The sequence below is a fragment of the Gordonia sp. BP-119 genome (genome assembly GCF_016924115.1).
Classification (GTDB): domain Bacteria; phylum Actinomycetota; class Actinomycetes; order Mycobacteriales; family Mycobacteriaceae; genus Gordonia; species Gordonia hongkongensis.
In genome coordinates this window covers 186,379-212,496 of the sequence record NZ_JAFFZF010000001.1, presented here as the reverse complement: position 1 = coordinate 212,496, position 26,118 = coordinate 186,379, and the positions used below count along the sequence as shown (strand labels likewise).

The following is a 26,118-nucleotide window of genomic DNA, read 5'->3' as shown; positions in this document are numbered from 1 at the left end:
CCTGCCGAATCCCCTCAGTCCAGCAGCGCCTGCGCCACGCGCTCGAGCGCGGCGACCCGACTCCCCTTGACCAGCACTGCGGTCCCGTCGTCGAGGTCGCCGAGTTCGGCCGACACGCCGTCGACGTCGGAAACGTGCCGGGCGGTGTCACCGTAGTCGGCCTCGGCGACCGCGATGACCTCGATGCCCAGGTCCCTGGCCTCCAGTGCGATCGCACGGTGCTGGTCCGGCGAGTCGGCGCCGAGTTCGGCCATGGTGCCGAGGACCGCCACCCGACGCGACGCGGGGAGGGTCGCCAGCGACCGCAGCGCAGCCGACATCGACGTCGGGTTGGCGTTGTAGGCATCGTTGAGGACCGTGACGCCTCGCGACGAGGTGGCGAGTTCCATTCGTAGACCGGACAATTCGGCGGCGAGGAACCCGTCCGCCATCGACTCGACCGGCACCCCGAGCCCGCCGGCGGCGGCCGCCGCCGCCAGCGCGTTGGGGACCTGGTGCTCACCGCGGGCGCCCAGTCGGACCTCCGTCGAACCCCACGGTGTGTGCAGCCGGAACGACGCGCGCAACTCGTCGTCCAGGACGATGTCGGACGCGTACACATCGGCGTCCGGCGAGAGCCCGTAGCGCAGGACACGTGCCGAGGTGCGATCCGCCATCGCCGCGACGTACCGATGGTCGGCATTGAGCACCGCGATCCCGTCGGCCGGGAGCGATTCCACCAGTTCGCCTTTCGCGCGCGCGACGGACTCGATGTCACCGAACAGCTCCAGGTGCACGCCCTCGACGCGGGTGATCACGCCGACCGTCGGTTTCGCGATGGAGCACAGCAGATCGATGTGCCCGATGCCGCGGGCGCCCATCTCGAGGACCACCGCCTCCACGTCGTCGGCGGCCGCGGCGAGGGTGATCGGCAGCCCGAGCTCGTTGTTGAACGACTTCTCGCTCGCCGCGGTGCGGTAGGTGGTGCGCAGCACGCCCGCGAGCAGATCCTTGGTCGAGGTCTTGCCCACCGAGCCGGTGATGCCCACCACTCGATCGGGGACCCGGGCGCGGACCGCTCGACCGAGGTCGGCGAGGGCGAGCGCGGTGTCGGCGACGCGGATGGCGGTCTTGCAGACGCGAGCGGCGCGGCTGTCACCGGGTGATGTGCAGACCGTCGGGGCCCATCACGACGGGCACACCTCGGGTCGTGTCAATAACCCCGGTGTTACCCTATGCACCGTGCTCACGACCCTCCTCGATGGTGAACTCTTGGCTGAACGCCACGGTGGCCCGTCTTTCTCTGTGGTCGCATTACACGGTTGGGGCCGAACGAGAGCGGACTGGAACCCGGTACTTAACGGGCTCGACGCGATTGCCATCGATCTGCCTGGGCACGGCGCGACACCGGCCCCGGCCACCGCGTGGGGCAGCCCGGAGTACGCCGAACACATCTTAGCGGCGCTCGCTCGAGAGCTCGGCGACGAGGACCGGAAGATCGTCCTGCTCGCCCACTCATTCGGTGGCCGAGTCGGCATTCACATGGCCGCCCTCCGGCCCGACTTGTTTTCCCGGCTCATCTTCACCGGGGTTCCCTTCATTCGACCAACCGGTGCGGGAAAGTCGCCTGTGCTGTTCCGCATCGCGAAACGACTCCATCGCCTCGAACTGCTGCCTGATTCGGTCATGAACCAATACCGCGAGCGATATGGGTCCGCCGACTACCGGGACGCCCACGGAATCATGCGTGAGATCTTCGTCAAGGTCGTCAACGAGAACTACGATGCCGCGATCGCGACCGTCGCGGACGCGCGGATCCCGATGGATCTCGTGTGGGGATCGGAAGATACCGCGGCGCCATTGTCGGCCAACGCGGTCATAGCCGATCAGGTGCCGAGCGCGCAGCTTGATGTAATTAACGGCTCCGGCCATATGCTCGATACCCCTATGCGCGGCGCACTCATCACCGCGGTGAAGAAAGCCGTAGCGGACACCTGATGGCGACGATCATCACCATCGGCCTGTGGGTTCTGGTTGCCGCCGCGCTCGCCACTTGCAGTTACCGGTGGCTTCGGGTGGCCCAGCGGGAGCACTACGCGCCAGGTCGTATGTCGGCGATTATGCTGATCTGGTTCCGCGCGCGGCCTCTCAACGTTGCACTCGGGATCGTTGCGCTGATCCTCCTGATCGCCGGCCTTCTCGCGTGGCCCGCGACGATCGCCGGACTAATCGTCGCTGTCGCATTCCCGTGGAATCTTCAAATACACCCCAAGGAAAACCGACTCGTCGTCACCGGCCGAGTGAAACGACTGGCTGCGATTGTGGCCGTCCTGCTCGTAATCGTGTGTGCGTTGTGCTTCAAGCCAGTCGTCGCGGCGGTCCTGGTGCCGTTCACCTTTCTGGTCATCGACCTCGCCCTGCTCATCACAGGTCCGATCGAACGAGCGGCGGCCAAGAAGTACGTGGTGCAGGCCAGGCGCAAACTCGACGACATCGGCGCCGACGTTGTGGCCATCACCGGCTCGTACGGAAAGACATCCACTAAGAATTACGCCGCACAGATTATCTCTACTACGCGGCCTACTGTCGCCAGTCCCGCTAGCTTCAACAATCTCCTCGGACTCTCATCGACGGTGAACAATCACCTTCATCGCGGTACCGAGGTGTTCGTCGCCGAGATGGGCACCTACGGACCGGGCGAGATCCGGCGGCTGTGCGAGATCTTCCGCCCGCGAATCGCGGCGATCATCACTATCGGCGACGCGCACCTCGAGCGGATGAAGAACCGGCATACCATCGTGCGTGCCAAGAGCGAGATCGTCGAGAATGTCGAGACCGCGGTCCTCAACATCGACGTTCCGGAGCTAGCCGATCTCGCGCAGGTCAGCACGGCGCGGGTCATCGGGGTCAGCGTCAAATCTCCCGAGGCCGAAGTCTACGTCGACGAACGTCACGGCCGATGGATCGTGCACCATCGGTCAGCCGAGGTCGCATCGGTAGAGGCGCCCCCGGCAGGACATCCGATCAACCTCGCGGTCGCCGTCGGCCTCGCCCTGGCTGCCGGGGTGCCCGCCGAGCGAATCGGCCCGGCTTTGACCCACCTGCCCAAGGCACCGCATCGGGCCGAGGCCATCACCGACGCCACCGGGCGAGTCGTGATCGACGACACGTACAACGCGAATCCGGTCGGGGCGGCTGCGGCGTTGCGATCGGCGTCCATCCTCGCGGCAGGCAATCAAGTGTGGACGATTTCACCCGGCATGATCGAGTTAGGCCCCGACCAGCGGGTTCGGAATGAAGAGTTCGCACGAGCGGCCACGGCGACCCACAACGACCACCTTGTCGTGGTCGGATACACCAACCGTGCCGCGCTGCGGGCCGGCGCCGAGCCCGGACGCGTCGAGTTCGTAAAGTCTCGGCGCGCCGCCACCTCGATCGTGACAAGTCGTGCGCAATCCGGCGATGTCATTCTCTACGAGAACGACTTGCCTAGTCACTACCCGTAAGGTGGCCAGCGTTCCAGATGACTGAGTAGAAGGACCTCATTGGTGAGCAATCACGTTTCCATTGTCTTCGGCGGGCCCTCGCCCGAGCACGAGATCAGCATCCTGACAGGCCTCCAATGTGAGCGGGTTCTCCGCGGCGCCGGTGGTACGCAGATCAACCCGATCTACGTCGACCAGGGCGGACGGTGGCACCTCGTGCCGGCAAACACTGAGGCCCGCGACTTCACCGCGGGCGCACCGGCGGGGAGTCGTGAGCTGGCTGTACAACTCTCACCCGAGCCGGGCGTCTGGACCAAGAAGGGGCTGCGCACACAGCGGGTCGACCTAGGTGTCGTGATGAATGCCACTCACGGCAGCCTCGGCGAAGGCGGCGGATTCGCGTCGATCTTCGAACTGATGGGGGTGCCCGCCACGGGGGGTTCGGCGTGGGCGAGTGCATTGTCGATGGACAAGTACGCGTTCGGGACCGCGCTGCGCGCGGCCGGGATTCCGACTTTGCCCAGGGAACTCCTAACCGAGACGTCGACCCACGTCATCGAGGGCCCGCTAATCGTGAAGCCGCGTTTCGGTGGATCGTCGATCGGTATCGAGGTCGCCGACGACATCGAAACGGCCCGAGCGCTGCTGCGGAGCAGTATCCATATGCGCAACGGCGCGGTGGTGGAGCCTTACCGCAGCGACCTACGTGACTACAACGTCTCTTTCCGCACCTACCCGGCGTTCGAGGTGTCGGAGATCGAGCGGCCACTGCGGCCCGAGGTCGGTTCCGCAATCTACTCCTACGAGGAGAAGTACCTGAACGAATCCGGCTTGCAGGGAGCACCCCGGGAGATGCCCGCGGTGATTTCCGAGAAGACGCGCGATGCGATCCATTCGTATGCACGGGGGGTCGCCGATGTCACCGGCATCACCGGGATCGTTCGCGTAGACTTTCTCTCCAACGACGATGAGGTGTTCGTCAACGAGGCGAACTCTATCCCCGGCGCGATGGCGCTTTACCTGTGGACCAATGTGCCAGTCGACCGGCTCCTACTCGATGCGATTGAGGAAGTGCGTAAGAACCCGCCTCGGTCCTCGGCGACGACCAGCCACAACCGGAGTTCGGCGCTGCAAGCCGCAGGCGGGATCGCAGGCAAGCTGGCCGGACTGAACGTTGAACGGCAATAGCGTGGGCAACCGCGGAACGCATCTGCCCATGGGCAGAGTTCGTCGTTATTTCCTGCATCTGACGAGACAGCGGGCCCGCATCGCGTTGCTGGTCGCCGGATCGGCGATTGTCCTCTACGCGGTGCTGACCGTCGCCCAGTGGCCCGCCAACGCCAACGTTCGCGACCCGATCCAGCAGATCCTGCTGATTCTGACCGGTACCGCGGCCAGCGCCGTGTTCCTGCCCGAGCTGAGCTCGGACCTGTGGAACCTCAAGGCCGTCGACATTCGTCGGCTTATCCCGACCGAGAAACGCGCTGCGCTGGCACGGTCACTGATCGAGGCGGAATCCTCCGGCGACCAATCCGAGTGGAACAAGCTGATCTATGAGCAGGCCCTGGTACCCCTGATCGCCGCCAGTCATGAACCCGATCAGATGATCCGCAACATGAGTTACTCGGTCCAGGCTCATCTCAACGAAGAGTTCGACCAGTTCGCCGAATCCACGACCACGGTGCAGTATCACGCGATGCAGACGCTCTCCCGCAGCGAGCGGGTCCTGCCCCCGATCGGTGAGGACCAAGACTACTGGATCAGCGCGGCGCGCACGGTGTCCGCGCTGCATCAAGAGTTTCGGAACCCGAACTGTATCGCTCGGGAGGTGGTCACTCTCTTCGACAGTGACGGCCACGAGTTGAGTGCACAGCTCTGGCGGGAGGCCGTGGTGCGGCTCTGCACCGTCGGGGTCAACGTCAACGGTGAAACCCAGCGAATTATGCGGGAGGTGCGCAGCCCCCGCCGTGACGAGCCATCCGGCACCGCAGATTCTACACCCAATTCCCGCGCGGGTTCAGCCACGTTGCCGGTCGTCGAGGCTGGCGAGGACTACAACGAGGATATTTTGCGATGGCGCTTCCGGCCCGCGGAGGAAGATCTGCGCGAACGCGTTCCGGTGCAGATCGCTTTCGACTTCCCCGTGGTGCGCGAGGATCGATTCCTCGTCTACTTTAACTACTACTGCGCTGGGGCCACGTCGGTGTCGATGAAAGTCTTCAACTTGAGTCCCACGGCCGAGCTGCGTTGCGACGCCTTCTTCGGACGGGCCAAACGTGCCGAGGTACGCAACGAGGAAGAGTACGTGCAAGGACTGCTGGCCAGTCAGCGCTCGATCTCAACCGGTCGAGAATCTCTCCTGTGGCCCGGAAGTGGCGCCCTGTTCAGCTGGCAGGAGTAGGGCCGATGGCATCACCATTCCTGGCGCCACCTGATCCCCGGGCAATGTCCAGCGTCGAGATCTCGGTTCCCCCGATCGATTTCCGTGGCTGGCCGTCGGATCCCGGTGGCATCGAAATCGGTTTCAGCACAGAACAGCTCGTAGAGCCCCCAGAGACCGTCGCGACCATGCCGTACTACCGATTGCATGCCGTTGGTCACCCACCTGCACGGACCTTACTCCGCGCCGGCGTCTGCGGACGGCTCTCTGTGGCATCCGCGGCGTTGCCGGGCGCATTCGAATTGGTCATCCTCGATGGCTGGCGAACAAGGGATTTCCAGCGTGAACTAGTCAATTACTATTCGACTGACCACGACCCCGTCGGTGCAGGATTCGTCTCGTCGGCCGACGATCCGGACTTCGCGCCACCGCACGTAACCGGCGGCGCAGTAGATCTGACCATCTCCCACAACGGCATTCCCCTCGCACTCGGCACCGACTTCGACGAGTTCACTCCCGCCGCTGCGGCAGACTGGTATGAAACACATACTTTGAAGGCAGCCGATGCCGTGCTCATTCGCGATCTGCGGCGAATGTTCGGAAACGCGATGCTCAAGGCCGGCTTCGCCCCTTATCAGCAGGAGTGGTGGCACTGGTCTTACGGTGACCAAATCTGGGCGAGGTTCTACGGGCTGCGGCGCTCGATCTATCCCGCGATCGACGGCCCTGATGGCTTGTAGGTCAGGGTCTGCCGCGAGCCCCTCCGCCGAGCTGGCCGTGGCCGACCGGTGCGTGTCGTAGCATCAAGGGCGTGACCCACCCCCTGGCTCCGCGAACACTGCGCGTGCTGGTCTTTTCCAACGATTCCAATACCCGACGGCAGGTCGTCGGCGCCCTTGGAACACGCCCCGACCCCGACCTGCCTGAACTAACCTTTGTCGAGGTCGCGACCGCCCCTCTGGTGTTCGCGCAGCTCGACGCCGGTGTCGTCGACGCCGTGATCGCCGACGGGGAAGCCACCCCGGCCGGTGGCATGGGCCTGGCCAAGCAGATGAAAGACGAACTCGATCCCTGTCCACCCGTGCTCGTCCTGCTCGGGCGTGCCGACGACCGGTGGCTCGCGGACTGGTCCCGCGCCGACGCCGTGGCCGTCCTGCCCGTCGACCCGATCACTCTTCCACGTGCGTTCGTCGACATGATCGGAAACGCCGAACTCTAGAAAACAGTGACTCGCGCCACACACTCACACTAGGCTTGTGTTGCAGCTCACATTCGTACTGCCGGACCAGATCGGCCGACGGCACGGATAGGACGAACACCCGGGCCGGCCGCACCGAACAGATGCCTTCCGGTCGCCACAAGCGAGGAGGGGTCCGCGCTTTGAACGCCTACGTCCCGATCATGGTCCTCGGGGCAATCGGCGTGGCGTTTGCCGTTTTCAGCGTCTTCATCGGCATCACGATCGGTCCGAAACGGTACAACCGCGCCAAACTCGAGCCCTACGAGTGCGGCATCGAGCCGGTCGAACAGAGTCTGCTCTACCCGACGCGACGCACCGCCGGCGGCACGGTGGCCACCGGCTCGATCCAGCGCGTACCGGTCAAGTACTACCTCACCGCGATGCTCTTCATCATCTTCGACATCGAGATCGTGTTCCTCTACCCGTGGGCGGTCGCCTTCGACTCACTCGGGTGGTTCGGCCTCATGGCCATGCTCCTGTTCATCGTCAACGTCTCCGTCGCGTACGCCTACGAGTGGCGTCGCGGCGGACTGAGTTGGGACTGAGCGCTTTTCACCGATCCGATACGGCAAGGAGGTCACCCATGGGACTCGAGGAACGACTCCCCAGCGGATTCCTGCTGAGTACCGTCGAGGATCTGGCCGGGTTCATGCGCAAGGGCTCGCTCTGGCCGGCGACTTTCGGGCTGGCCTGCTGCGCCATCGAGATGATGGCCACCACCTCGGGACGGTACGACCTCGCCCGGTTCGGCATGGAGGCGTTCCGGGCGTCGCCGCGACAGGCCGATCTCATGATCGTCGCCGGCCGCGTCAGCCAGAAGATGGCCCCCGTCCTCCGGCAGATCTACGACCAGATGCCGGAGCCCAAATGGGTTCTCGCCATGGGGGTCTGCGCGTCGTCGGGCGGGATGTTCAACAACTACGCGATCGTCCAGGGCGTCGATCACGTGGTCCCTGTCGACATCTACCTGCCGGGCTGTCCGCCACGCCCGGAGATGTTGCTGCACGCCATCCTGAAGCTGCACGAGAAGATCCAGGAGATGCCGCTCGGCGTCAATCGCGAGGAGGCCATCTGGGCGGCCGAACGTGCCGCCCTCCAGGCCACCCCGACGATTGAGCTGAAGGGGTTGCTCCGATGACCACGCCCGCAGGCCATCAGGACCCCGAGAACCCGGCACCCCCTCCGCACGACGCGGAGCAGATCGGCGTCCGACACGGGTTGTTCGGTCCGCCCGGAACCGGCGACACGTCGGGGTACGGCGGCCTGGTCCGGCCGGTCACGCTGCCGCCCAGTACGTCCCGACCCTACGGCGGGTATTTCGACGAGATTGCCGACCGTCTGCTCGACGAGATGGGCGACGGCTACGACGCCGCGATCGAGAAGGTCGTGATCTTCCGGGGCGAGATGACCATCCACGTTGTACGACAGCACCTTCCCGCCGTCGCACCGACTCTGCGCAACGCGCCCGCGTTGCGATTCGAACTCTGCCTCGGCGTGAGCGGGGTCCACTATCCCGGCGACCCGGGCCGCGAACTCCATGCCGTCTATCCGCTCGCCTCCCTGACCCACGGGCGTCGCGTCCGCCTCGAGGTCGCGGCGCCCGATGCCGACCCGCACATCCCGAGCATCTGCGACATCTACCCCACCAATGACTGGCACGAACGCGAGACCTACGACTTCTTCGGCATCGTCTTCGACGGCCATCGCTCACTGACCCGGATCGAGATGCCCGACGACTGGGAGGGCCACCCACAGCGCAAGGACTACCCACTCGGCGGAGTCCCGGTGGAATACAAGGGAACCCGCGTCGACCCGCCGGACCGGAGGAGGTCGTACAACTGATGACCGACACCCACACCTACACCGTGTCCGGGCAGGACTGGGACTCGATCGTGTCCGACGTCCGCACCCGTGCCGAGCAGCAACCGGGAGACGAACGCATCGTCGTCAACATGGGTCCGCAACACCCGTCGACGCACGGCGTCCTGCGTCTGATCCTCGAGATCGAAGGCGAGACCGTCACCGAGGCCCGCTGCGGAATCGGTTACCTACACACCGGGATCGAGAAAAACCTCGAGTACCGCAACTGGACGCAGGGCGTCACGTTCGTCACCCGGATGGACTACCTGTCACCGTTCTTCAACGAGACCGCCTACTGCCTCGGCGTGGAGAAGCTCCTCGGTATCACCGACGACATCCCGGAACGCGCCACCGTCATCCGGGTGATGCTGATGGAGCTCAACCGCATCTCCAGCCATCTCGTCGCGCTGGCCACCGGCGGAATGGAACTCGGTGCCGTGACGGCGATGTTCCTCGGCTTCCGCGAGCGGGAGATGATTCTCGACCTCTTCGAACTCATCACCGGCCTGCGGATGAACCACGCCTACATCCGCCCCGGAGGTGTCGCACAGGACCTGCCGGAGGATGGCATCGACCGGGTCGCCGAGGTCATCCGACAGCTCCCCGGCCGCCTGGACGAACTCGGAGACCTGCTGAACGACAACTACATCTGGAAGGCGCGGACCCAGGGCGTCGGTTATCTCGACCTGACCGGTTGCATGACACTCGGGATCACCGGTCCGGTGCTGCGGTCCACCGGTTACCCCCACGACCTGCGCCGCGCCGAGCCGTACTGCGGCTACGAGAACTACGAGTTCGACGTCATCACCGAGGACACGTGCGACTCCTACGGCCGCTACCTGATCCGCGTGCGCGAGATGCGCGAGTCGATCCGCATCGTGGAGCAGTGTCTGGAACGGCTCCGGCCGGGGCCGGTGATGGTCGCCGACCGCAAGCTCGCCTGGCCGGCCGACCTCGCCCTCGGACCGGACGGACTGGGCAACTCGCCCGAGCACATCGCCCGGATCATGGGCACCTCCATGGAAGCCCTCATCCACCACTTCAAACTCGTCACCGAGGGGATGCGCGTCCCGGCCGGCCAGTGCTACGTCGCCGTCGAATCACCGCGCGGCGAGCTCGGCGTGCACATGGTCAGCGACGGCGGCACCCGGCCGTACCGCGTCCACTTCCGCGACCCGTCGTTCACGAATCTGCAGGCGGTCGCGGCGATGTGCGAAGGCGGGATGGTGGCCGACGTCATCACGGCGGTGGCCAGCATCGACCCCGTGATGGGAGGCGTGGACCGATGACCGATCCCGTGTTCGTGGACCTGAGCACCGCACCCCCGCCGGAAGGATCGGCGCCGGCACACGGCACCCCGGTCCCGCCGATCACCTTCGACGGCCCGGCCGGGTATCCCGACGAGGTCATCGAACAGCTGACGGCAGAGGCACTTCCGATCATCGCCCGCTATCCACAGTCACGGTCGGCGCTGCTACCGCTGCTGCACCTGGTGCAATCCCACGACGGCCGTCTCACACGTGCCGGTGTCGAATTCTGTGCCGCACAACTGGATCTGACACCCGCACAGGTGGCCTCGGTCGCCACCTTCTACTCCATGTACCGGCGCACACCCACCGGCGAGTACCTCGTCGGGGTCTGCACGAACACCCTGTGCGCGACCCTGGGTGGCGACGAAATCCTCCGTTCGGTTTGCGAGCACCTGGGCGTGGAACCCGGGGACACGACGGCCGACCACCGCATCACCGTCGAACACGTCGAATGCAATGCGGCCTGCGACTTCGCTCCGGTGGTGATGGTCAACTGGGAGTTCTTCGACGATCAGACCCCGGAGTCGACCATCGAGCTCATCGAGGACCTCCGCGCCGGTGTCGAGGTCACCCCGGCTCGCGGTACCGGCCCCGTGCGATCGTTCCGCGAGACCGAACGCGACCTCGCCGGGGCCCGTCCTCCGCTGGTTGGGCCGGCCTCTTCTCCGTTGGTTGAGCCGGCCTCTTCTCCGCTGGTTGAGCCGGCCCCGAGCGAAGCGAGGCGCCGAGTCGAAGCCACCTCGCAACCACCCCCTCCGCTGGTTGAGCCGGCACCGAGCGCAGCGAGGCGCCGAGTCGAAGCCACCTCGCAGCCATCCCCTCCGCTGGTTGAGCCGGCACCGAGCGCAGCGAGGCGCCGAGTCGAAGCCACCTCGCAACCACCACAACCCGACCCCGAACCCGACCCCCCCGAGACCCCGATCCTCTCCCGCCACTGGGACGAACCGCAATCCTGGACCCTGGACAACTATCTGCGCCACAACGGTTATCGAGCGTTGTCGACCGCACTGACCACTCCCCCCGACGACATCATCGAGACGGTCAAGGCCTCCGGTCTCCGTGGCCGAGGCGGCGCGGGCTTCCCGGTCGGGATGAAGTGGTCGTTCATTCCCCAGAAGGATTCCACGCAGACCGACCCGTCGGTCCCGCACTATCTCGTGGTCAACGCCGACGAATCCGAGCCGGGCACGTGCAAGGACATGCCGCTGATGCTCGCGTCGCCCCACACGCTCGTCGAAGGCGTGATCATCGCGGCGTATGCCATCCGCGCGCACCACGCGTTCATCTACGTGCGCGGTGAAGTCGCCTCGGTTCTCCGTCGATTGCGCACCGCCGTCGACGAGGCGTACGCCGCAGGCTATCTCGGCACGGACATCCTGGGTTCCGGCTTCGATCTCGAACTGGTCGTCCACGCCGGCGCGGGCGCCTACATCTGCGGCGAGGAAACCGCCCTGCTCGATTCGCTCGAGGGCCGCCGGGGACAACCGCGTCTGCGCCCGCCCTTCCCGGCGGTCGCCGGCCTGTACGCGAGTCCGACGGTCGTGAACAACGTGGAGTCGATCGCGAGCGTCCCGGCGATCATCCGCAACGGCGTCGACTGGTTCCGGTCCATGGGCACCGAGAAGTCACCCGGGTTCACCCTCTACTCGCTGTCGGGGCACGTGACGCGTCCCGGACAATACGAAGCGCCGCTGGGTGTTTCGCTACGCGAGCTACTCGAGCGGGCCAGCGGTGTGCGCCCCGGGCACGAGCTGAAGTTCTGGACACCGGGCGGGTCGTCGACACCACTCCTGACACCGGAGCACCTCGACGTCCCGCTCGACTACGAGGGCGTCGGCGCGGCCGGTTCGATGTTGGGCACCAAGGCCCTGCAGATCTTCGACGAGACGACCTGCGTCGTCGGCGCGGTCCTGCGGTGGACGGAGTTCTACGAACACGAGTCCTGCGGTAAATGCACCCCGTGCCGCGAGGGCACGTACTGGCTGGTGCAACTGCTGCACCGGCTGGAGCACGAGGGCGGAACCGCCGCGGACCTCGACACCCTCGCCGATGTCACCAACAGCATCGTCGGGAAGTCGTTCTGCGCGCTCGGGGACGGAGCGGGCAGTCCGATCGTGTCGTCGCTGAAATACTTCCGCGACGAGTACCTCGCCCACCTCGACCACGGGTGCCCGTTCGACCATTCACGGTCGACCGTCTGGGCAGGAGGCGTCCGATGACACTCACCCACGGGAGCGACCCGGCGGCCGCGACCGACAACCTGGTCGGCATCACCATCGACGGTCGCGCCGTCCGGGTACCCAAGGGCACGTTGGTGATCCGCGCGGCCGAGCAGATCGGCATCATGATCCCGCGCTTCTGCGACCATCCGCTGCTCGAACCGGTCGGTGCCTGCCGGCAGTGTCTGGTCGAGGTCGAGGGGCAGCGAAAGCCGCTCGCGTCGTGCACGACCGTCGCCACCGAAGGAATGGTGGTGCGGACGCAGCTCAGCTCGGAGATCGCGGCGGGAGCGCAACGCGGGGTGATGGAACTCCTCTTGATCAACCACCCGCTGGACTGCCCGGTGTGCGACAAGGGCGGTGAGTGCCCGTTGCAGAATCAGGCGATGTCGGCCGGACGTTCCGAGTCGCGGTTCGACGGCGTCAAGCGGACCTTCACCAAGCCGGTCCCGTTGTCGTCGGAGGTCTTGCTCGACCGGGAGCGATGTGTGCTGTGTGCCCGATGCACCCGATTTTCCACGCAGGTCGCGGGTGATCCGCTCATCGAGCTCGCGGATCGCGGTGCGCTGCAACAGGTCAGCATCTACGCCGACGAACCGTTCGACTCCTACTTCTCCGGGAACACCGTCCAGATCTGCCCGGTCGGTGCGCTGACGGGGGCGCAGTACCGGTTCCGCGCCCGGCCGTTCGACCTGGTGTCGACGCCGAGCGTGTGTGAACACTGTGCGAGTGGATGCGCCCAGCGCACCGATCACCGCCGTGGCAAGGTGCTGCGCCGGCTGGCCGGTGACGACCCCGAGGTCAACTCGGAGTGGAACTGCGACAAGGGGCGATGGGCGTTCGCCTACACGTCGTCGCCCGACCGGATCACCGCCCCACTCGTCCGGGACCGGCACGGCGAACTCCGTGAGGTGTCGTGGGCCGACGCCGTGCGCGCGGCGGCCGAGGGATTGACCCGTTCACCGGGCAACGTCGGTGTACTCACGGGTGGCCGGTTGACCGTGGAGGACGCCTACGCATACTCACGCTTCGCGCGAACCGTGTTGCACACCAACGACATCGACTTCCGCGCCCGAAGCCACAGTACCGAGGAGGCCGCCTTCCTCGCCGCGCGTATCGCCGGTCACGGACTCGCGACCACCTACGACGACCTGTCCGCCGCACCCGCGGTGCTGCTCGCCGGTTTCGAACCCGAGGAAGAGTCCCCGATCGTCTTCCTCCGTCTCCGGCGGGCAGTACGCACCGCCGGGCAGCGCGTCGCGACGGTCGCCCCGTTCGCGAGCCGCGGCGCCACCAAACTCGACGCCGCGGTCTTCCGGTCCGTTCCCGGCAGCGAGGCACAGGTGCTGCAATCGGAGGAGGTGACCGCGCACCTGCGGCCCGCCGGCTCGGTCATCCTCGTCGGTGAACGGCTGGCCACCCGGCCCGGCGCGCTGGCCGCAGTCGCGGCACTGGCCGACCGCACCGGCGCCCGGCTGGCCTGGATTCCGCGCCGCGCCGGCGAACGAGGCGCGCTCGAAGCGGGCGCCTTGCCGGGCCTGCTACCCGGCGGCCGGCCACTCGACGACGAGGACGCCCGTACGGCGGTGTCGGAGATCTGGGGCACCGATCTCGACCCGCGGCCCGGACGCGACACCGCCGGGATCATCGACGCCGCGCGCTATCACGGGCTCTCGCTGGTGATCGGCGGCGTCGACGTCGACGACCTCCCCGACCCCGTCGCGGCGACCGAGGCGCTGACCGCCGCACCGTTCGTCGTCAGCCTCGAGCAACGCCTCAGCGCCGTCACACGCTGCGCGAACGTGGTCTTCCCGGTGGCTGCCGTCGCGGAGAAGGAGGGCACGTTCGTCGACTGGGAGGGCCGCCCGCGGAGCTTCACCACCGCCCTGACGGACTCGGGCCACCTGTCCGACCACCGCATCCTCGACGCGATCGCCCGGCAGATGGGTGTCGACATGCGGTGCGCCGACGTCCCGACCATCCACATCGACCTGCGACGCATCGGCGCATGGTCCGGCCGGCGGGCCCCCATCGACGCCGATGACAGGCCCCAGCCCGACCCGTCGGCCGGCCAGGCGGTGCTGGCGGGGTGGCACACCCTGCTCGACGACGGCCGGATGCAAGACGAGGAACCGCACCTCGCCGGCACCGCCCGCCCGCCGGTCGCCCGGCTCGCGCCGTCGACCGCCGCCGAAGCCGGTGTCGGGTCGGGCGACCTCCTGCGCGTCAGCACCGCCGACGGCGCCATCGTTCTGCCGGTGGCGATCACCGACATGCCGGATCGGGTCGTGTGGCTCCCGCTGTTCTCACCCGGCTCGCATGTCCACGCCGCGCTTCGCGCGCAGGAGGGTGACCTCGTGGCCCTCGCGCCGGCCCCGGTCGACGCCACCGACGCCGCAGGGGGTGTCGCGTGAACCTCGCCACCGATTTCCCGACCCTCGACGACTTCGGCCAGGACCCGATCTGGCTCGTCGTCGCCAAGGCGCTGGCCGTGTTCGTGTTCCTTGTACTCAATCCGCTCATCGCCATCCTGCTCGAGCGAAAGATCATGGCACGCATGCAGACCCGCCTCGGGCCGAATCGGGTCGGCCCCAAGGGGATCCTGCAGAGCCTTGCCGACGGCGTGAAACTCGCACTCAAGGAGGGGATCATCCCCACCGGCGTCGACAAGGTGATCTATCTGCTGGCACCGATCATCGCGGTCGTCCCGGCGGTGATGGCCTTCGCGGTCATCCCGTTCGGGCCGATGGTGTCGGTCTTCGGTCACCAGACTCCGTTGCAGCTCACCGATCTCCCCGTCGGGGTGCTGTATGTCCTGGCGGTCACGTCGGTGGGTGTCTACGGGATCGTGCTGGCCGGCTGGTCGTCGGGCTCGACCTATCCGCTGCTCGGCGGACTCCGCTCGACGGCACAGGTCATCTCGTACGAGATCGCGATGGGACTCACCTTCGCCGCGGTGTTCCTCGACGCCGCGACCATGTCGACGTCGGGAATCGTTGCCGCCCAGGAACACCACTGGTACGTGTTGCTGCTGCTGCCCTCGTTCGTCATCTACGCCATCTCGATGGTCGGCGAGACCAACCGCGCGCCTTTCGATCTGCCCGAGGCCGAGGGTGAGCTGGTCGGCGGGTTCCATACCGAGTACTCGTCGTTGAAGTTCGCCATGTTCATGCTCGCCGAGTACATCAACATGGTCACCGTCTCCGCGCTCGCCACCACTCTGTTCCTCGGCGGTTGGCAGGCGCCGTGGCCGCTGAGCACGTTCGACTGGGCGAACTCCGGTTGGTGGCCCGTCCTCTGGTTCACGCTCAAGGTGTGGGCGTTCCTGTTCGTGTTCATCTGGCTGCGAACCAGTCTGCCGCGCCTGCGGTACGACCAGTTCATGAATCTGGGCTGGAAGGTCCTGATCCCCATCTCCCTCACCTGGGTGATGGTCGTCGCGATCATCCGCGCCGCCTTCGCCGGCGAGGGCGCCGACCTCACCCGCGCGCTGGTCTCCGCCGGCGCCGGACTCGTCGTCACCGGGTTCATCGCCTACGCGGTGTGGCGGTTGATGCGGGTCCCCGACATCCCTGACCCGACGCAGGACTCCGCAGACCCGGCCGCCGCACCCGACGAGTTCGACCCGATGGCCGGCGGCTTCCCCGTGCCGCCGATGCCCAGCACCGTGAGGGAGACCACCGATGCCTGACTTCCTGAAACCGGTGAGCGGATTGCGCGTCACCTTCGGCGGCATGTTCCAACCCACGATCACCGAGCAGTACCCCGAGCAGAAGCGGCCGACCGCAGCGCGCTATCACGGTCGCCATCAACTGAATCGGCACCCCGACGGTCTCGAGAAGTGCATCGGGTGCGAGCTGTGCGCGTGGGCGTGCCCGGCCGACGCCATCTACGTGGAGGGCGCCGACAACACACCCGACGAGCGCTATTCGCCCGGCGAACGGTACGGGCGCGTCTACCAGATAAACTATCTGCGGTGCATCGGCTGCGGGCTCTGCATCGAGGCGTGCCCCACGCGCGCGCTCACGATGACCAACGACTACGAACTCGCCGATGACAATCGCGCCGACCTCATCTACGAGAAGGACCGTCTGCTGGCCCCGCTGCAACCCGGCGTCGACGCGCCGCCGCACGCGATGGCGCCGGGCTCCACCGAGGAGAACTACTACCGGGGCGAGGTGACCGCCGACGGCCGCGTGACCTTGCCCGATCCGACGGTCCCGACCAAACGCGAGTCGCGGTCATGACTCCCGGTGGCACCCTGTGGCTCGCCGACGAGGTGATGCGCACCTCCACCGGTGAGGCGATCCAGTTCTGGGTTCTCGGGGTCGTCGCGGTTGCCGGTGCGCTGGGTGTCGTCTTCGCCACCAAGGCCGTCTACTCGGCGATCTTCCTGGCCACCACGATGATCGTGCTCGCCGTGTTCTACGTCGCGCAGGGGGCGCTGTTCCTGGGCGTGGTGCAGGTGGTCGTGTACACCGGTGCGGTCATGATGCTGTTCCTGTTCGTCATCATGCTGATCGGCGTCGACTCCTCGGATTCACTACGGGAGACCCTGCGCGGCCAGCGGCTGTCCGCGGTGTTGATCGGTGTCGGCTTCGGAATCCTGTTGATCGCCGGGATCGGCAGCGCCACCGTCGGTGTCGTCACCGGTGCCACCGACCCCGGCGCCGTGGCCGCGCAGAGCGACGCCGGTGTCGAGGCCATCGCCGAGCTGATCTTCGTCCGCTACCTGTGGGCGTTCGAGCTCACCGGCGCCCTCCTCATCGCCGCCACGCTCGGCGCCATGGTGCTCGCGCATCGGGAGCGTTTCGGGCCACGACTCACCCAGAAAGAACTGTCGCAGGCGCGGTTCCGCAGTGGGGTCAACCTGACCCCGCTGCCGACACCCGGGGTCTACGCGCGACACAACGCGGTCGACGTGCCGGCCCGTCTGCCCGACGGGTCGCCGTCGGACCTGTCGGTCAACGCCATCCTGGCCGCGCGGACGCTCCGCACCCGCCCCGCCGACGACCCGGGGACCGACCGGTGAACCCGGAGAACTACCTCTACCTCGCAGCGCTGCTGTTCACCATCGGCGCGGCCGGAGTATTGCTGCGACGCAACGCGATCGTCGTGTTCATGTGCGTCGAGCTCATGCTCAATGCGGCCAACCTTGCCTTCGTCACCTTCGCCCGGATGAACCAGTCGTTCGACGGCCAGGTCATCGCTTTCTTCACCATGGTCGTCGCCGCGGCGGAAGTGGTGGTCGGGCTGGCGATCATCATGACCATCTTCCGATCACGCCGCTCGGCGTCGGTCGACGACGCGGATCTGCTGAAGAGGTAGAGGAGGATTGGTGAACGCCGAACTCACTGCGTCATTGCTCTGGCTGATCCCGGCTCTGCCGCTCCTGGGTGCGGCGATCCTCCTTCTCGGTGGTCGCGCCACCGACCGTTGGGGGCATCTGCTCGGGACGGGCCTCGCGATCGCGTCGTTTGCGGTGGCGCTGATCATGTTCACCGGCATGGTGTCCCGATCTGCTGACGACCGCGTCATGTCGGACGTCCTGTTCAGTTGGGTACCGGTGGGCGAGCTCCAGGTCGACTTCGGGTTTCTCCTCGACCAGCTGTCGATGTGCTTCGTCCTGCTGATCACCGGCGTCGGCTCGCTCATCCACGTCTATTCGATCGGCTACATGCAGCACGATCCAGATCGTCGCCGGTTCTTTGCCTACCTCAACCTGTTTCTCGCGGCCATGCTCGTTCTGGTCCTGGCCGACAACTACCTGGGTCTCTACCTCGGTTGGGAAGGCGTCGGACTCGCGTCGTACCTGCTGATCGGTTTCTGGCAGCACAAGCCGTCGGCGGCCACCGCGGCCAAGAAGGCATTCGTCGTCAACCGGGTCGGCGACATCGGGCTCGCTGTCGCCCTGATGATCATGTTCGCCGCCTTTGGCTCGGTGGCCTTCACCGCGGTGTTCGACGGTGCTTCCCAGGCAGGCGAGACGACACTCACCGCACTGGGTTTCGTGCTGCTTCTCGCCGCATGCGGCAAGTCGGCGCAGGTGCCGCTGCAGTCGTGGCTGGGCGACGCGATGGAGGGCCCGACGCCGGTGTCGGCGCTGATCCACGCCGCGACCATGGTGACCGCCGGCGTCTACCTCATCGTGCGCTCGGGCCCGATCTTCGACCTCGCCCCCGCCGCCCAGGTCGGGGTCGTGGTCGTCGGCGCGGTCACCCTGTTGTTCGGTGCCGTCATCGGTTGCGCGAAGGACGACATCAAGAAGGCGCTCGCCGCGTCGACGATGAGCCAGATCGGGTACATGGTGCTGGCCGCCGGGCTCGGTCCGGCGGGTTATGCGTTCGCCATCATGCACCTCCTCACCCACGGGTTCTTCAAGGCGGGGTTGTTCCTCGGTGCGGGTTCGGTGATGCACGGGATGAACGACGAGACCGACATGCGTCGCTACGGCGGACTGCGCGCCCTCATGCCGATCACGTTCGTCACCTTCGGCGTCGGGTATCTCGCGATCATCGGTGTGCCGCCGTTCGCGGGCTTCTACTCGAAGGATCACATCATCGAGGCCGCGTTCGGAGCGGGTGGAGCGAAAGGTCTGATCCTCGGTGGCGCAGCACTTCTCGGCGCCGGGATCACCGCGTTCTACATGACCCGGGTCATGTTGCTCACCTTCTTCGGCGAGAAGCGTTGGCACGACGGCACGGACGCGCCGGCACCTCACCCGCACGAGTCGCCGCGTGTCATGACCGGCCCGATGATCCTGATCGCGCTCGGCTCCGTTGCATCGGGCGGCCTGCTGGCCATCGGCGGATCGCTGGAGACGTGGCTCGAACCCGTTGTCGGAGAACACACCGAGCACCATCTCGTCCCGGTGTGGGCCATGACGGCGATCATCCTGCTCGTGGTCGCCGTCGGCGTGGCTGTCGCCTACCGTCAGTACGCGACTCGACCGGTGCCGGTGACCGCGCCCGAGGACGTATCCGTGCTCACCGTCGCCGCTCGCCGCGATCTGTACGGCGACGCCGTCAACGAGGAGCTGCTGATGCGGCCGGGTCAGCGGGTCACCGCCGGCCTCGTCGCGGTCGAGTCCGACGGCGTCGACGCGCTCACCAGTGGTGTCGGTGATGCGGTGACCGGCGCGTCGCGTCGAATACGCGGGTGGCAGAACGGTTATGTCCGGTCGTATGCCTTGTCGATGTTCGCGGGTACCACCGTGATCGTGGCCCTGGTGATGGCGGTGAACGTCCTGTGAGCATCCCCTGGTTGACCATCCTCTGGGTTGCGCCCGCCGTCGGCGCGGCCCTTGTCCTCGCGGTCCCGGCGCACCGGGCGACCGCGGCGAGATGGTTCGCGCTCGTGGTGTCCGTGGCTGTCCTCGTCCTCTCGGTCGGTCTCGCGGCCGGTTTCGATCCCGGTGGGGAGCGCTACCAGTTCGTCGAAGACGTCAGCTGGATACCGGCGCTGGGTACGCGGTATGCGCTGGGGCTCGACGGCATCGGACTCGTCCTGGTGCTGCTGACCGCGGCACTTTTGCCCCTGCTGCTCGTGGCCGGCTGGCGCGATGCCGAGTCGGCGGGCTCGCTGGACAATTCGGGTGGCCGCGCGCAGAAGGGCCCGCACATCTACCTGGCGCTGTTCCTCGCCACCGAGGCGATGGTGCTGATGAGCTTCGTCGCGCTCGACGTGCTGCTGTTCTACATCCTTTTCGAGGCGATGCTCATCCCGATGTACTTCCTGATCGGCGGGTTCGGCACCGGACCCAACCGATCGGCGGCCGCGGTGAAGTTCCTGCTGTACAACCTCTTCGGCGGACTCCTTCTGCTGGCTGCGGTGATCGGACTCTACGTGGTGACCGCCCAGGACGGGGTGGGCCCAGACGGTGGCGGGACGTTCGCGCTGCCGGACATCGCCGCAGCTGTCGCGAGCGGACAGATCGACGACTCGACCGGGTTGGCCAAACTCCTGTTCCTCGGCTTCCTGTTCGCCTTCGCGGTGAAAGCGCCGCTGTGGCCGTTGCATTCGTGGTTGCCCGACGCCGCCGTCGCCGCCACGCCCGCCTCGGCGGTGCTGATGATGGCCGTGATCGACAAGGTCGGGACCTTCGCGATGCTGCGATTCTGCATGCAGCTGTTCCCGGACGCGTCCCAGTACTTCGCGCCCCTCGTCTGCGGACTGTGCGGTCGTCAGCATCGTCTACGGCGCGGTTCTGGCAATCGGCCAGACCGACGTGATGCGGCTCATCGCCTACACGTCCATCTCGCACTTCGGCTTCATCATCCTCGGCATCTTCGCGATGACCGACCAGGGCCAGACCGGGTCGACCCTCTACATGGTCAACCACGGGATCTCCACCGCCGCACTGTTCCTCATCGCCGGCTTCCTCGTGTCACGCCGTGGGAGCACCCTGATCGCCGACTACGGCGGCGTGCAGAAGGTCGCGCCCGTCCTCGCCGGCACCTTCCTCGTCGCCGGGCTCGCCACCCTCTCGCTCCCGGGGCTGGCCCCGTTCATCAGCGAGTTCCTGGTCCTCATCGGCACCTTCACCCGCTACCCGGTTGCCGCGGTGATCGCCTGCTCGGCACTCGTCCTGTCGGCGATCTACATCCTGTGGACGTATCAGCGCATGATGGGCGGACCGACGAAGCCGGCGGGCGACCGCTTGTCGTCGATGCGGGACCTGGCGGGTCGCGAACTCGTGGTCGTCGCTCCGCTGCTCGCCCTGCTCATCGCGCTGGGGGTGTATCCGAAGCCGATGATCGACCTGATCGATCCGGCGGTACAGGCCACGCTCACCACTGTCGGCGTCGAGGCGCCCGAACCAGCCGTCGCCGAGTCTGATCCGGAGGGCAACTGATGACATCGACCACCCTCGTCGACGGTCCGATGACGCTGGCCGCCATCGACACCCCCAGCGTCGAATACGCATCTCTCGCACCGATGCTCATCGTGTTCGGCGTCGGGGTCGTCGGGGTGCTCGTCGAGGCGTTCGCGCCGCGTCGTCTGCGGTATCCCCTGCAACTCTCGCTTGCGCTCGGCGGGTTGGTCGTCGGGTTGGGTGCCCTGATCGCGGTGGCGGTCGCGCAGACACACGATGGCGCGAACGGCGAGTTCGCGATGTCGGGTGCGGTCGTGATCGATCGACCGGCGCTGTATCTACAAGGGCTGCTGCTGATCATCGCGGTCATCGCCGTCGGGTTCATGGCCGAGCGCCGACTCGAGCGAGTGGTCGCACCGGTGACGATGCGAAGGCTCGCCGGGGTCGGCGGCGGGGACGACGCGATCACGAGTGGCGGCCCGGCCGGTGGCGGGGTGGACGCCGACATGTTCACCCCCTCGGGTGCCTCGGTACCCAACACCGATGCCGAGTTCGAGGCCACCCGCGCCGGAGCGGTGACGACCGAGGTCTTTCCCCTGGCCTTGCTCGCGGTGGGCGGGATGATGCTGTTCCCGGCGTGTGGGGACCTGCTCACGATGTTCATCGCGCTGGAGGTGTTCTCGCTCCCGCTGTATCTGCTGTGCGGACTGGCCCGGCGTCGGCGCCTCATCTCGCAGGAAGCCTCCCTGAAGTACTTTCTGCTGGGCGCCTTCTCGTCTGCGTTCTTCCTGTTCGGAGCGGCCTTCGTCTACGGAGCCACCGGTTCACTCAACCTCTCGACGATCGGTGCGTCGATCTCGGCGATCGCCGACAGCGGCGGTGACACCACGCTGGCACTCATCGGGCTCGCACTGCTCGCCGTCGGCCTGCTCTTCAAAGTGGGTGCGGTGCCGTTCCATTCGTGGATTCCGGATGTCTACCAGGGCGCTCCGACGCCCGTCACCTCGTTCATGGCCGCCGCCACCAAGGTCGCCGCTTTCGGCGCGTTGCTCCGGGTCTTCTACGTCGGTTTCCCGGGGCTGCGTGAGCAATGGGAACCCGCGTTGTGGGCGGTGGCCATCGCGTCGATGGTCATCGCCTCGGTCATGGCGGTGACCCAGAACGACGTCAAGCGGATGCTCGCGTACTCGTCCATCGCGCACGCCGGGTTCATCCTGCTCGGCCTGATCGCCTTCGACGAAGCGGGACTCGGCGCCACGCTGTTCTACCTCGCCGCCTACGCGTTCACCACTCTCGGCGCCTTCGCCACCGTCGCCGTCATCCGCGAGCCCGACACCGACTCCGGTCCCTCCGCCCGCGCAGTCGCCATCCACGGCACGGCACCGCTGGCACGAAACCCACACCTGTCCGGCCGCGAGGCCACCGACCTCACCCAGTGGTCGGGGTTGGGGCGCCGTTACCCGCTGGTGGGCGCCATGTTCTCGGTGTACCTGCTCTCGTTCGCAGGCATCCCGCTGACCAGTGGCTTCATCGCCAAGTTCGACGTCTTCGCCGCAGCCGCCGGTTCCGGCGGCGGCGTCCTAGTGGTCATCGGCGTCATCAGCAGCGCCATCGCCGCCTACGTCTACGTCCGCATCATCGTCGCCATGTTCTTCGACGACGTTCCCACCTCCGGCGCCCCGCACGTGGTGAAACCCAGTGTGCTGACGACGACCGGCATCGCCCTGTGCACTCTGATGACGGTCGCCCTCGGCATCTTTCCGCAACCGCTGCTCGACCTCGCCGACGCGGCAGCGGTGTTCTTGCGCTGACAGATGATCAGGAACGGATCCGTCAACGAAACGTCGACCACTGCGGAGTTGTGCAGGATCGTGCACGGTCACATATCGAGTTGGGGCATTTGGGTCCGGTATGCGACGCAGACTGCCCCCGCGTCAGGCACTATGGTCGCGCTACGTCGTCCAAACGCATCGTCCGACCTGCGGGTCTTCTCTAGCCGATGTCCCGTCTCCGTCAACGCTCAGCAAAAGACCGAGCGGCAACGGATATTGTGAGCGATCCATCAAAATAGGAGCGCCGCCAATGTCTGATCTCGACCCCCTCGGTGAGCGTCTACGCCTAATGGCGGTGTCTCAGGCAAAAGTGACCGATCACCGATCGGTTGCCGGAATCGTTCGGGTGGACGTTGATCACGCGGCGTATCAACGCGACCCAGCAGCGGCACGGTGCGGTCTCCTCGACCGCTACGTCGCCACCGCTCACGCGGACCGTGGCGGTCATGACGCGATTTCTATCGCCCTTACGAGATTCATCGTCGATTCTTCGGTCGACGTGAATGACCTGCTCGACCACGCGTTCGTGGAGTCTCGTGGCCTCCCCGGATGGATCGAGGACCGAGCGGACCGATTCCCGGTCAGCAACCGCACCGAAGGCGGAACCATCCAAGCCGGGCACTGGGTCGGCCCGGACGGACGGTCGCGGTATCTCGCGAACAAGGACGTGCTGTACCAACGAGCGAACGTCGTGTATCTGCTGCAGACTTCTGCAACCACCGCGTCCACCAGCACGACGGTGCAGGCAGGTTTGCAGGACATCGTGGTGTCAGCCCACCTCGAGGATTGAGAGCGACATGGTGACCCGGAACTCCGTTGTGTCCGATCTGGAGTCGGCCATGAACACCGTCATCCACTTCGTCGCCGATCCGGATGATGCCAGCTGGTACATGGGTGACGCCGAGCGACATACTCTCTACCTGCGTATGGGCGATTTCCCTGATGAGGAGGCGTTCTCGCTGTACCTCGGTCACGGCAGATGGGTGGACTTCTCAACTCCTCCGGCCACTTGGACGATCGCGACTCCGACACAATGGCCGCCAACTGCGCGTCCTCGGTTACCCAAAGGCGAGTTCCACGAGTGACACTCGCCCACTTCTCAGCTGAACCCTTCCCGCGTGCAACCATGCCATCCTGGAACCCGTGGATCTGATCAGGCACTTGCGGTTCTTCGTCGCCGTGGCCGAGGAGGGCCACTTCGGCGAGGCCGCTACGCGCCTGGAGATGACGCAGCCGCCGGTTTCTCAGGGTCTGCGTCGCCTGGAGAAGCAGCTGGGACTCCAGCTCATCCGACGCACCACTCGCGGCGCCGAACTCACCGATGCCGGACGCGAACTGCTTCCGCGCGCACGTCTACTCGTCGACGACGCTTCGAGATTCGTCGGCGAGGCCCGTCGGCTCCACGAGCGGACCGAGGTATTGCGTTGGGGTATCCCATCACTGGTCGGCCCGACGATCACGGCCACGCTGGCACGCCGCATCGCCGGGGTCGCGTCCGGACAGGACACGATCAGCTCCTCGACCGTCGATCTCATCGAACAGGTGTCGGCCGGGTCACTAGACCTCGCGGTTGTCGAAGCGCCCTGTGTCACCGGCTCTTTGAGCACCGGCCCGATCGTCGTCCTCAAGCGTTCGGTCGTGGTGCCTGCTTCGCATCCGACAGCGTCCGCCGACCGGCCGCGCCTGCGTCACCTGGCCGGGCTGCGCTTCTGCCACACGCCACGGTCGTTCAACCCGCCTGCGCACGACCAGCTGATCGACCGGCTCCGAGAGTCCGGCCTCGACCCGCAGCTGAATACGGTGACCTCCGCCGACCAACTGCTGGCCGCGGTCGCCGCCGGGCACGCCTTCGCGCTGACCGTCGATCGCGGTGTCCTCGCCGCGGTCGATGCTGTTCGCTGCCTGTCCGTCGGACCGGACGCCACCGCGCTGCGCCTTCGCGTCGTCTACCGCGAACCCGGCCTCAGCGAGGTGGCGGAGGTCGTCACCGCCGCCCTCTACCGGATCGGCAAAGCGACGTGAGCTCGTCGGCGCCCCTGCCCGAGTCGGTCCGCACCGAGCTCGACCGCGCTGTCCACGAGACCTTCGCCGACGCCGGCTGTTCGGGGTGCGTGCATGTTCGGACGATCGGTCCGGCGCCGGTCGAGTACTGCCACGACGCCGACACCCCGGTCGTCCTCGCGTCGGTGTACAAACTCGCGGTGCTGGTCTCCCTGTGCCGGATGGCAGATCGCGGCGACATCGATCTCACGGCGTCGATCACCATCGATCCCACCCGGTGGGCGCAGGGCCCGACCGGGCTCGCACTGTTCTCGGACCCGGTGGCCGTGTCCTGGCGTGACCTGGCCACGTCGATGATGACCGTCTCGGACAATGTCGCCGCCGACGTCATACTCGCCCACATCGGACTGCCGCAGATCCACGACGACCTGGTCGACCTCGGCCTCACGCACACCCGCATCGTCGGTGGTGTCGCCGAATCGCACGCACGTCTGCAGCGGGAGACCGGCACGAGCACCGTTGCCGAGGCGTTCGCCGCCCTGGCCGATCCCGACTTCGACGCCTCGGTCAGCGCCTACGACGCCGCCTACTCCAGTGCCGCGACACCGCGCGACTGCACGACGCTGCTCGACGCAATCTGGACCGATCGCGCAGCGTCCGCGGCGTCGTGCGAGTTCATTCGCCAGACGATGAGGAAACAGGTCTTCACCTCGCGCCTCGCTTCGGGGTTTCCGTTCCGACGGGTGAGCGTCGCGGGAAAGACGGGCACGCTCGTCGCCGTTCGCAACGAGATCGGCGTCATCGAGTTCCCCGGCGAAGTGCCGATCGCGGTCGCGGTGTTCACGATGAGCGCGAGATCCGAGATGGCGCTACCCGAGGTCGACCGCGCCATCGGAGAGGTGGCCCGCGTGATCGTCACCGAACTCCGAAGACCGGACGACTGAGCGGAAACTCGCCCAGGAACAGCGACGATAGCGAACCACTATCGGCCGATCGC

Annotated in this window: 23 protein-coding genes and 2 pseudogenes; 23 read left to right on the top strand and 2 right to left on the bottom strand. The window is 66.5% G+C overall.

Annotated elements, in window-relative coordinates; all coding sequences use genetic code 11:
* Positions 1 to 14: 14 nt before the first annotated feature.
* Positions 15 to 1,112, bottom strand: a pseudogene (murF, locus tag JW364_RS00900) (UDP-N-acetylmuramoyl-tripeptide--D-alanyl-D-alanine ligase); the annotation flags it as partial.
* Between the two features lie 109 nt (positions 1,113 to 1,221).
* Between murF and JW364_RS00895 the strand changes: the two are divergent.
* From JW364_RS00895 to nuoN, 19 genes and pseudogenes are all read left to right on the top strand, one after another.
* Complete coding sequence (locus JW364_RS00895; RefSeq protein ID WP_205333148.1) at positions 1,222 to 1,977, top strand: alpha/beta fold hydrolase; 756 nt, start codon at positions 1,222 to 1,224, stop codon at positions 1,975 to 1,977.
* The gene (locus JW364_RS00890) at positions 1,977 to 3,485 is read left to right on the top strand and encodes a Mur ligase family protein (RefSeq protein WP_205333147.1); all 1,509 of its coding nucleotides are present in this window, start codon (positions 1,977 to 1,979) and stop codon (positions 3,483 to 3,485) included. Before JW364_RS00895 ends, JW364_RS00890 begins: the two co-directional genes overlap by 1 nt.
* 42 nt (positions 3,486 to 3,527) lie before the next feature.
* Positions 3,528 to 4,652 carry a hypothetical protein gene (locus tag JW364_RS00885; protein ID WP_307814676.1) on the top strand — a complete coding sequence of 375 codons (1,125 nt, stop codon included), beginning with the start codon at positions 3,528 to 3,530 and terminating at the stop codon, positions 4,650 to 4,652.
* Complete coding sequence (locus tag JW364_RS00880) at positions 4,639 to 5,865, top strand: hypothetical protein (RefSeq protein WP_205333145.1); 1,227 nt, start codon at positions 4,639 to 4,641, stop codon at positions 5,863 to 5,865. Before JW364_RS00885 ends, JW364_RS00880 begins: the two co-directional genes overlap by 14 nt.
* 5 nt (positions 5,866 to 5,870) lie before the next feature.
* Entirely contained in the window at positions 5,871 to 6,584 is a 714-nt protein-coding gene (locus JW364_RS00875) for a M15 family metallopeptidase (RefSeq protein ID WP_205333144.1), read from the top strand.
* Positions 6,585 to 6,655: 71 nt separating this feature from the next.
* Complete coding sequence (locus JW364_RS00870; protein ID WP_205333143.1) at positions 6,656 to 7,063, top strand: hypothetical protein; 408 nt, start codon at positions 6,656 to 6,658, stop codon at positions 7,061 to 7,063.
* Positions 7,064 to 7,224: 161 nt separating this feature from the next.
* Positions 7,225 to 7,629: an NADH-quinone oxidoreductase subunit A gene (locus tag JW364_RS00865; RefSeq protein WP_205333142.1), complete on the top strand. Its 405-nt coding sequence runs from the start codon at positions 7,225 to 7,227 to the stop codon at positions 7,627 to 7,629.
* Positions 7,630 to 7,667: 38 nt separating this feature from the next.
* Positions 7,668 to 8,222 (top strand): NADH-quinone oxidoreductase subunit B family protein, encoded by a 555-nt coding sequence (locus tag JW364_RS00860; protein ID WP_004021558.1) that lies wholly within the window; start codon positions 7,668 to 7,670, stop codon positions 8,220 to 8,222.
* Positions 8,219 to 8,926 (top strand): NADH-quinone oxidoreductase subunit C, encoded by a 708-nt coding sequence (locus JW364_RS00855; protein ID WP_205333141.1) that lies wholly within the window; start codon positions 8,219 to 8,221, stop codon positions 8,924 to 8,926. The genes JW364_RS00860 and JW364_RS00855 overlap by 4 nt, the downstream gene beginning before the upstream one ends.
* Positions 8,926 to 10,233, top strand: a complete 1,308-nt coding sequence (gene nuoD, locus JW364_RS00850; protein WP_205333140.1) for an NADH dehydrogenase (quinone) subunit D — start codon at positions 8,926 to 8,928, stop codon at positions 10,231 to 10,233. Before JW364_RS00855 ends, nuoD begins: the two co-directional genes overlap by 1 nt.
* Positions 10,230 to 12,473 carry an NADH-quinone oxidoreductase subunit NuoF gene (gene nuoF / locus JW364_RS00845; RefSeq protein WP_205333139.1) on the top strand — a complete coding sequence of 748 codons (2,244 nt, stop codon included), beginning with the start codon at positions 10,230 to 10,232 and terminating at the stop codon, positions 12,471 to 12,473. The genes nuoD and nuoF overlap by 4 nt, the downstream gene beginning before the upstream one ends.
* Positions 12,470 to 14,887 (top strand): NADH-quinone oxidoreductase subunit G, encoded by a 2,418-nt coding sequence (locus JW364_RS00840; RefSeq protein WP_205333138.1) that lies wholly within the window; start codon positions 12,470 to 12,472, stop codon positions 14,885 to 14,887. The genes nuoF and JW364_RS00840 overlap by 4 nt, the downstream gene beginning before the upstream one ends.
* Positions 14,884 to 16,164 carry an NADH-quinone oxidoreductase subunit NuoH gene (gene nuoH / locus JW364_RS00835; protein ID WP_205333137.1) on the top strand — a complete coding sequence of 427 codons (1,281 nt, stop codon included), beginning with the start codon at positions 14,884 to 14,886 and terminating at the stop codon, positions 16,162 to 16,164. The genes JW364_RS00840 and nuoH overlap by 4 nt, the downstream gene beginning before the upstream one ends.
* Positions 16,157 to 16,720: an NADH-quinone oxidoreductase subunit NuoI gene (gene nuoI, locus JW364_RS00830; protein WP_068972608.1), complete on the top strand. Its 564-nt coding sequence runs from the start codon at positions 16,157 to 16,159 to the stop codon at positions 16,718 to 16,720. Before nuoH ends, nuoI begins: the two co-directional genes overlap by 8 nt.
* Positions 16,717 to 17,505: an NADH-quinone oxidoreductase subunit J gene (locus JW364_RS00825; protein ID WP_068972609.1), complete on the top strand. Its 789-nt coding sequence runs from the start codon at positions 16,717 to 16,719 to the stop codon at positions 17,503 to 17,505. Before nuoI ends, JW364_RS00825 begins: the two co-directional genes overlap by 4 nt.
* Positions 17,502 to 17,801 carry an NADH-quinone oxidoreductase subunit NuoK gene (gene nuoK, locus JW364_RS00820; RefSeq protein WP_058251017.1) on the top strand — a complete coding sequence of 100 codons (300 nt, stop codon included), beginning with the start codon at positions 17,502 to 17,504 and terminating at the stop codon, positions 17,799 to 17,801. Before JW364_RS00825 ends, nuoK begins: the two co-directional genes overlap by 4 nt.
* 10 nt (positions 17,802 to 17,811) lie before the next feature.
* Complete coding sequence (gene nuoL / locus JW364_RS00815) at positions 17,812 to 19,725, top strand: NADH-quinone oxidoreductase subunit L (RefSeq protein ID WP_205333136.1); 1,914 nt, start codon at positions 17,812 to 17,814, stop codon at positions 19,723 to 19,725.
* Positions 19,722 to 21,327: pseudogene (locus JW364_RS00810) on the top strand (NADH-quinone oxidoreductase subunit M). The gene nuoL and the pseudogene JW364_RS00810 overlap by 4 nt, the downstream one beginning before the upstream one ends.
* Positions 21,327 to 23,099, top strand: coding sequence for an NADH-quinone oxidoreductase subunit NuoN (gene nuoN, locus JW364_RS00805; protein ID WP_205333135.1), 1,773 nt, complete (start codon positions 21,327 to 21,329; stop codon positions 23,097 to 23,099). The pseudogene JW364_RS00810 and the gene nuoN overlap by 1 nt, the downstream one beginning before the upstream one ends.
* Before the next feature lie 307 nt (positions 23,100 to 23,406).
* On the opposite strand, the gene JW364_RS24065 is transcribed toward nuoN, so the two are convergent.
* Complete coding sequence (locus tag JW364_RS24065) at positions 23,407 to 23,568, bottom strand: hypothetical protein (RefSeq protein WP_240198502.1); 162 nt, start codon at positions 23,566 to 23,568, stop codon at positions 23,407 to 23,409.
* A gap of 51 nt (positions 23,569 to 23,619) precedes the next feature.
* On the opposite strand from JW364_RS24065, the gene JW364_RS00800 reads away from it, so the two are divergent.
* From JW364_RS00800 to JW364_RS00785, 4 genes are read left to right on the top strand one after another with little or no spacing between them, the layout of a single operon-like run.
* Complete coding sequence (locus JW364_RS00800; RefSeq protein ID WP_078111825.1) at positions 23,620 to 23,910, top strand: hypothetical protein; 291 nt, start codon at positions 23,620 to 23,622, stop codon at positions 23,908 to 23,910.
* Between the two features lie 49 nt (positions 23,911 to 23,959).
* Positions 23,960 to 24,205, top strand: a complete 246-nt coding sequence (locus tag JW364_RS00795; RefSeq protein WP_240198446.1) for a hypothetical protein — start codon at positions 23,960 to 23,962, stop codon at positions 24,203 to 24,205.
* Positions 24,206 to 24,263: 58 nt separating this feature from the next.
* A complete protein-coding gene (locus JW364_RS00790; protein ID WP_078111827.1) occupies positions 24,264 to 25,142 on the top strand; it encodes a LysR family transcriptional regulator in 879 nt (292 codons plus the stop codon).
* Positions 25,139 to 26,065, top strand: a complete 927-nt coding sequence (locus tag JW364_RS00785) for a serine hydrolase (RefSeq protein ID WP_078111828.1) — start codon at positions 25,139 to 25,141, stop codon at positions 26,063 to 26,065. Before JW364_RS00790 ends, JW364_RS00785 begins: the two co-directional genes overlap by 4 nt.
* The last annotated feature ends 53 nt before the right edge of the window (positions 26,066 to 26,118 follow it).

Coding starts and splice junctions, on each gene's coding strand:
- JW364_RS00890 (WP_205333147.1), top strand. CDS start 1,977: ATGGCGACGATCATCACCATCGGCCTGTGGGTTCTGGTTGCCGCCGCG.
- JW364_RS00875 (WP_205333144.1), top strand. CDS start 5,871: ATGGCATCACCATTCCTGGCGCCACCTGATCCCCGGGCAATGTCCAGC.
- JW364_RS00860 (WP_004021558.1), top strand. CDS start 7,668: ATGGGACTCGAGGAACGACTCCCCAGCGGATTCCTGCTGAGTACCGTC.
- JW364_RS00855 (WP_205333141.1), top strand. CDS start 8,219: ATGACCACGCCCGCAGGCCATCAGGACCCCGAGAACCCGGCACCCCCT.
- nuoD (WP_205333140.1), top strand. CDS start 8,926: ATGACCGACACCCACACCTACACCGTGTCCGGGCAGGACTGGGACTCG.
- nuoF (WP_205333139.1), top strand. CDS start 10,230: ATGACCGATCCCGTGTTCGTGGACCTGAGCACCGCACCCCCGCCGGAA.
- JW364_RS00840 (WP_205333138.1), top strand. CDS start 12,470: ATGACACTCACCCACGGGAGCGACCCGGCGGCCGCGACCGACAACCTG.
- nuoI (WP_068972608.1), top strand. CDS start 16,157: ATGCCTGACTTCCTGAAACCGGTGAGCGGATTGCGCGTCACCTTCGGC.
- JW364_RS00825 (WP_068972609.1), top strand. CDS start 16,717: ATGACTCCCGGTGGCACCCTGTGGCTCGCCGACGAGGTGATGCGCACC.
- nuoN (WP_205333135.1), top strand. CDS start 21,327: ATGACATCGACCACCCTCGTCGACGGTCCGATGACGCTGGCCGCCATC.
- JW364_RS24065 (WP_240198502.1), bottom strand. CDS start 23,568: ATGACCGCCACGGTCCGCGTGAGCGGTGGCGACGTAGCGGTCGAGGAG.
- JW364_RS00795 (WP_240198446.1), top strand. CDS start 23,960: ATGAACACCGTCATCCACTTCGTCGCCGATCCGGATGATGCCAGCTGG.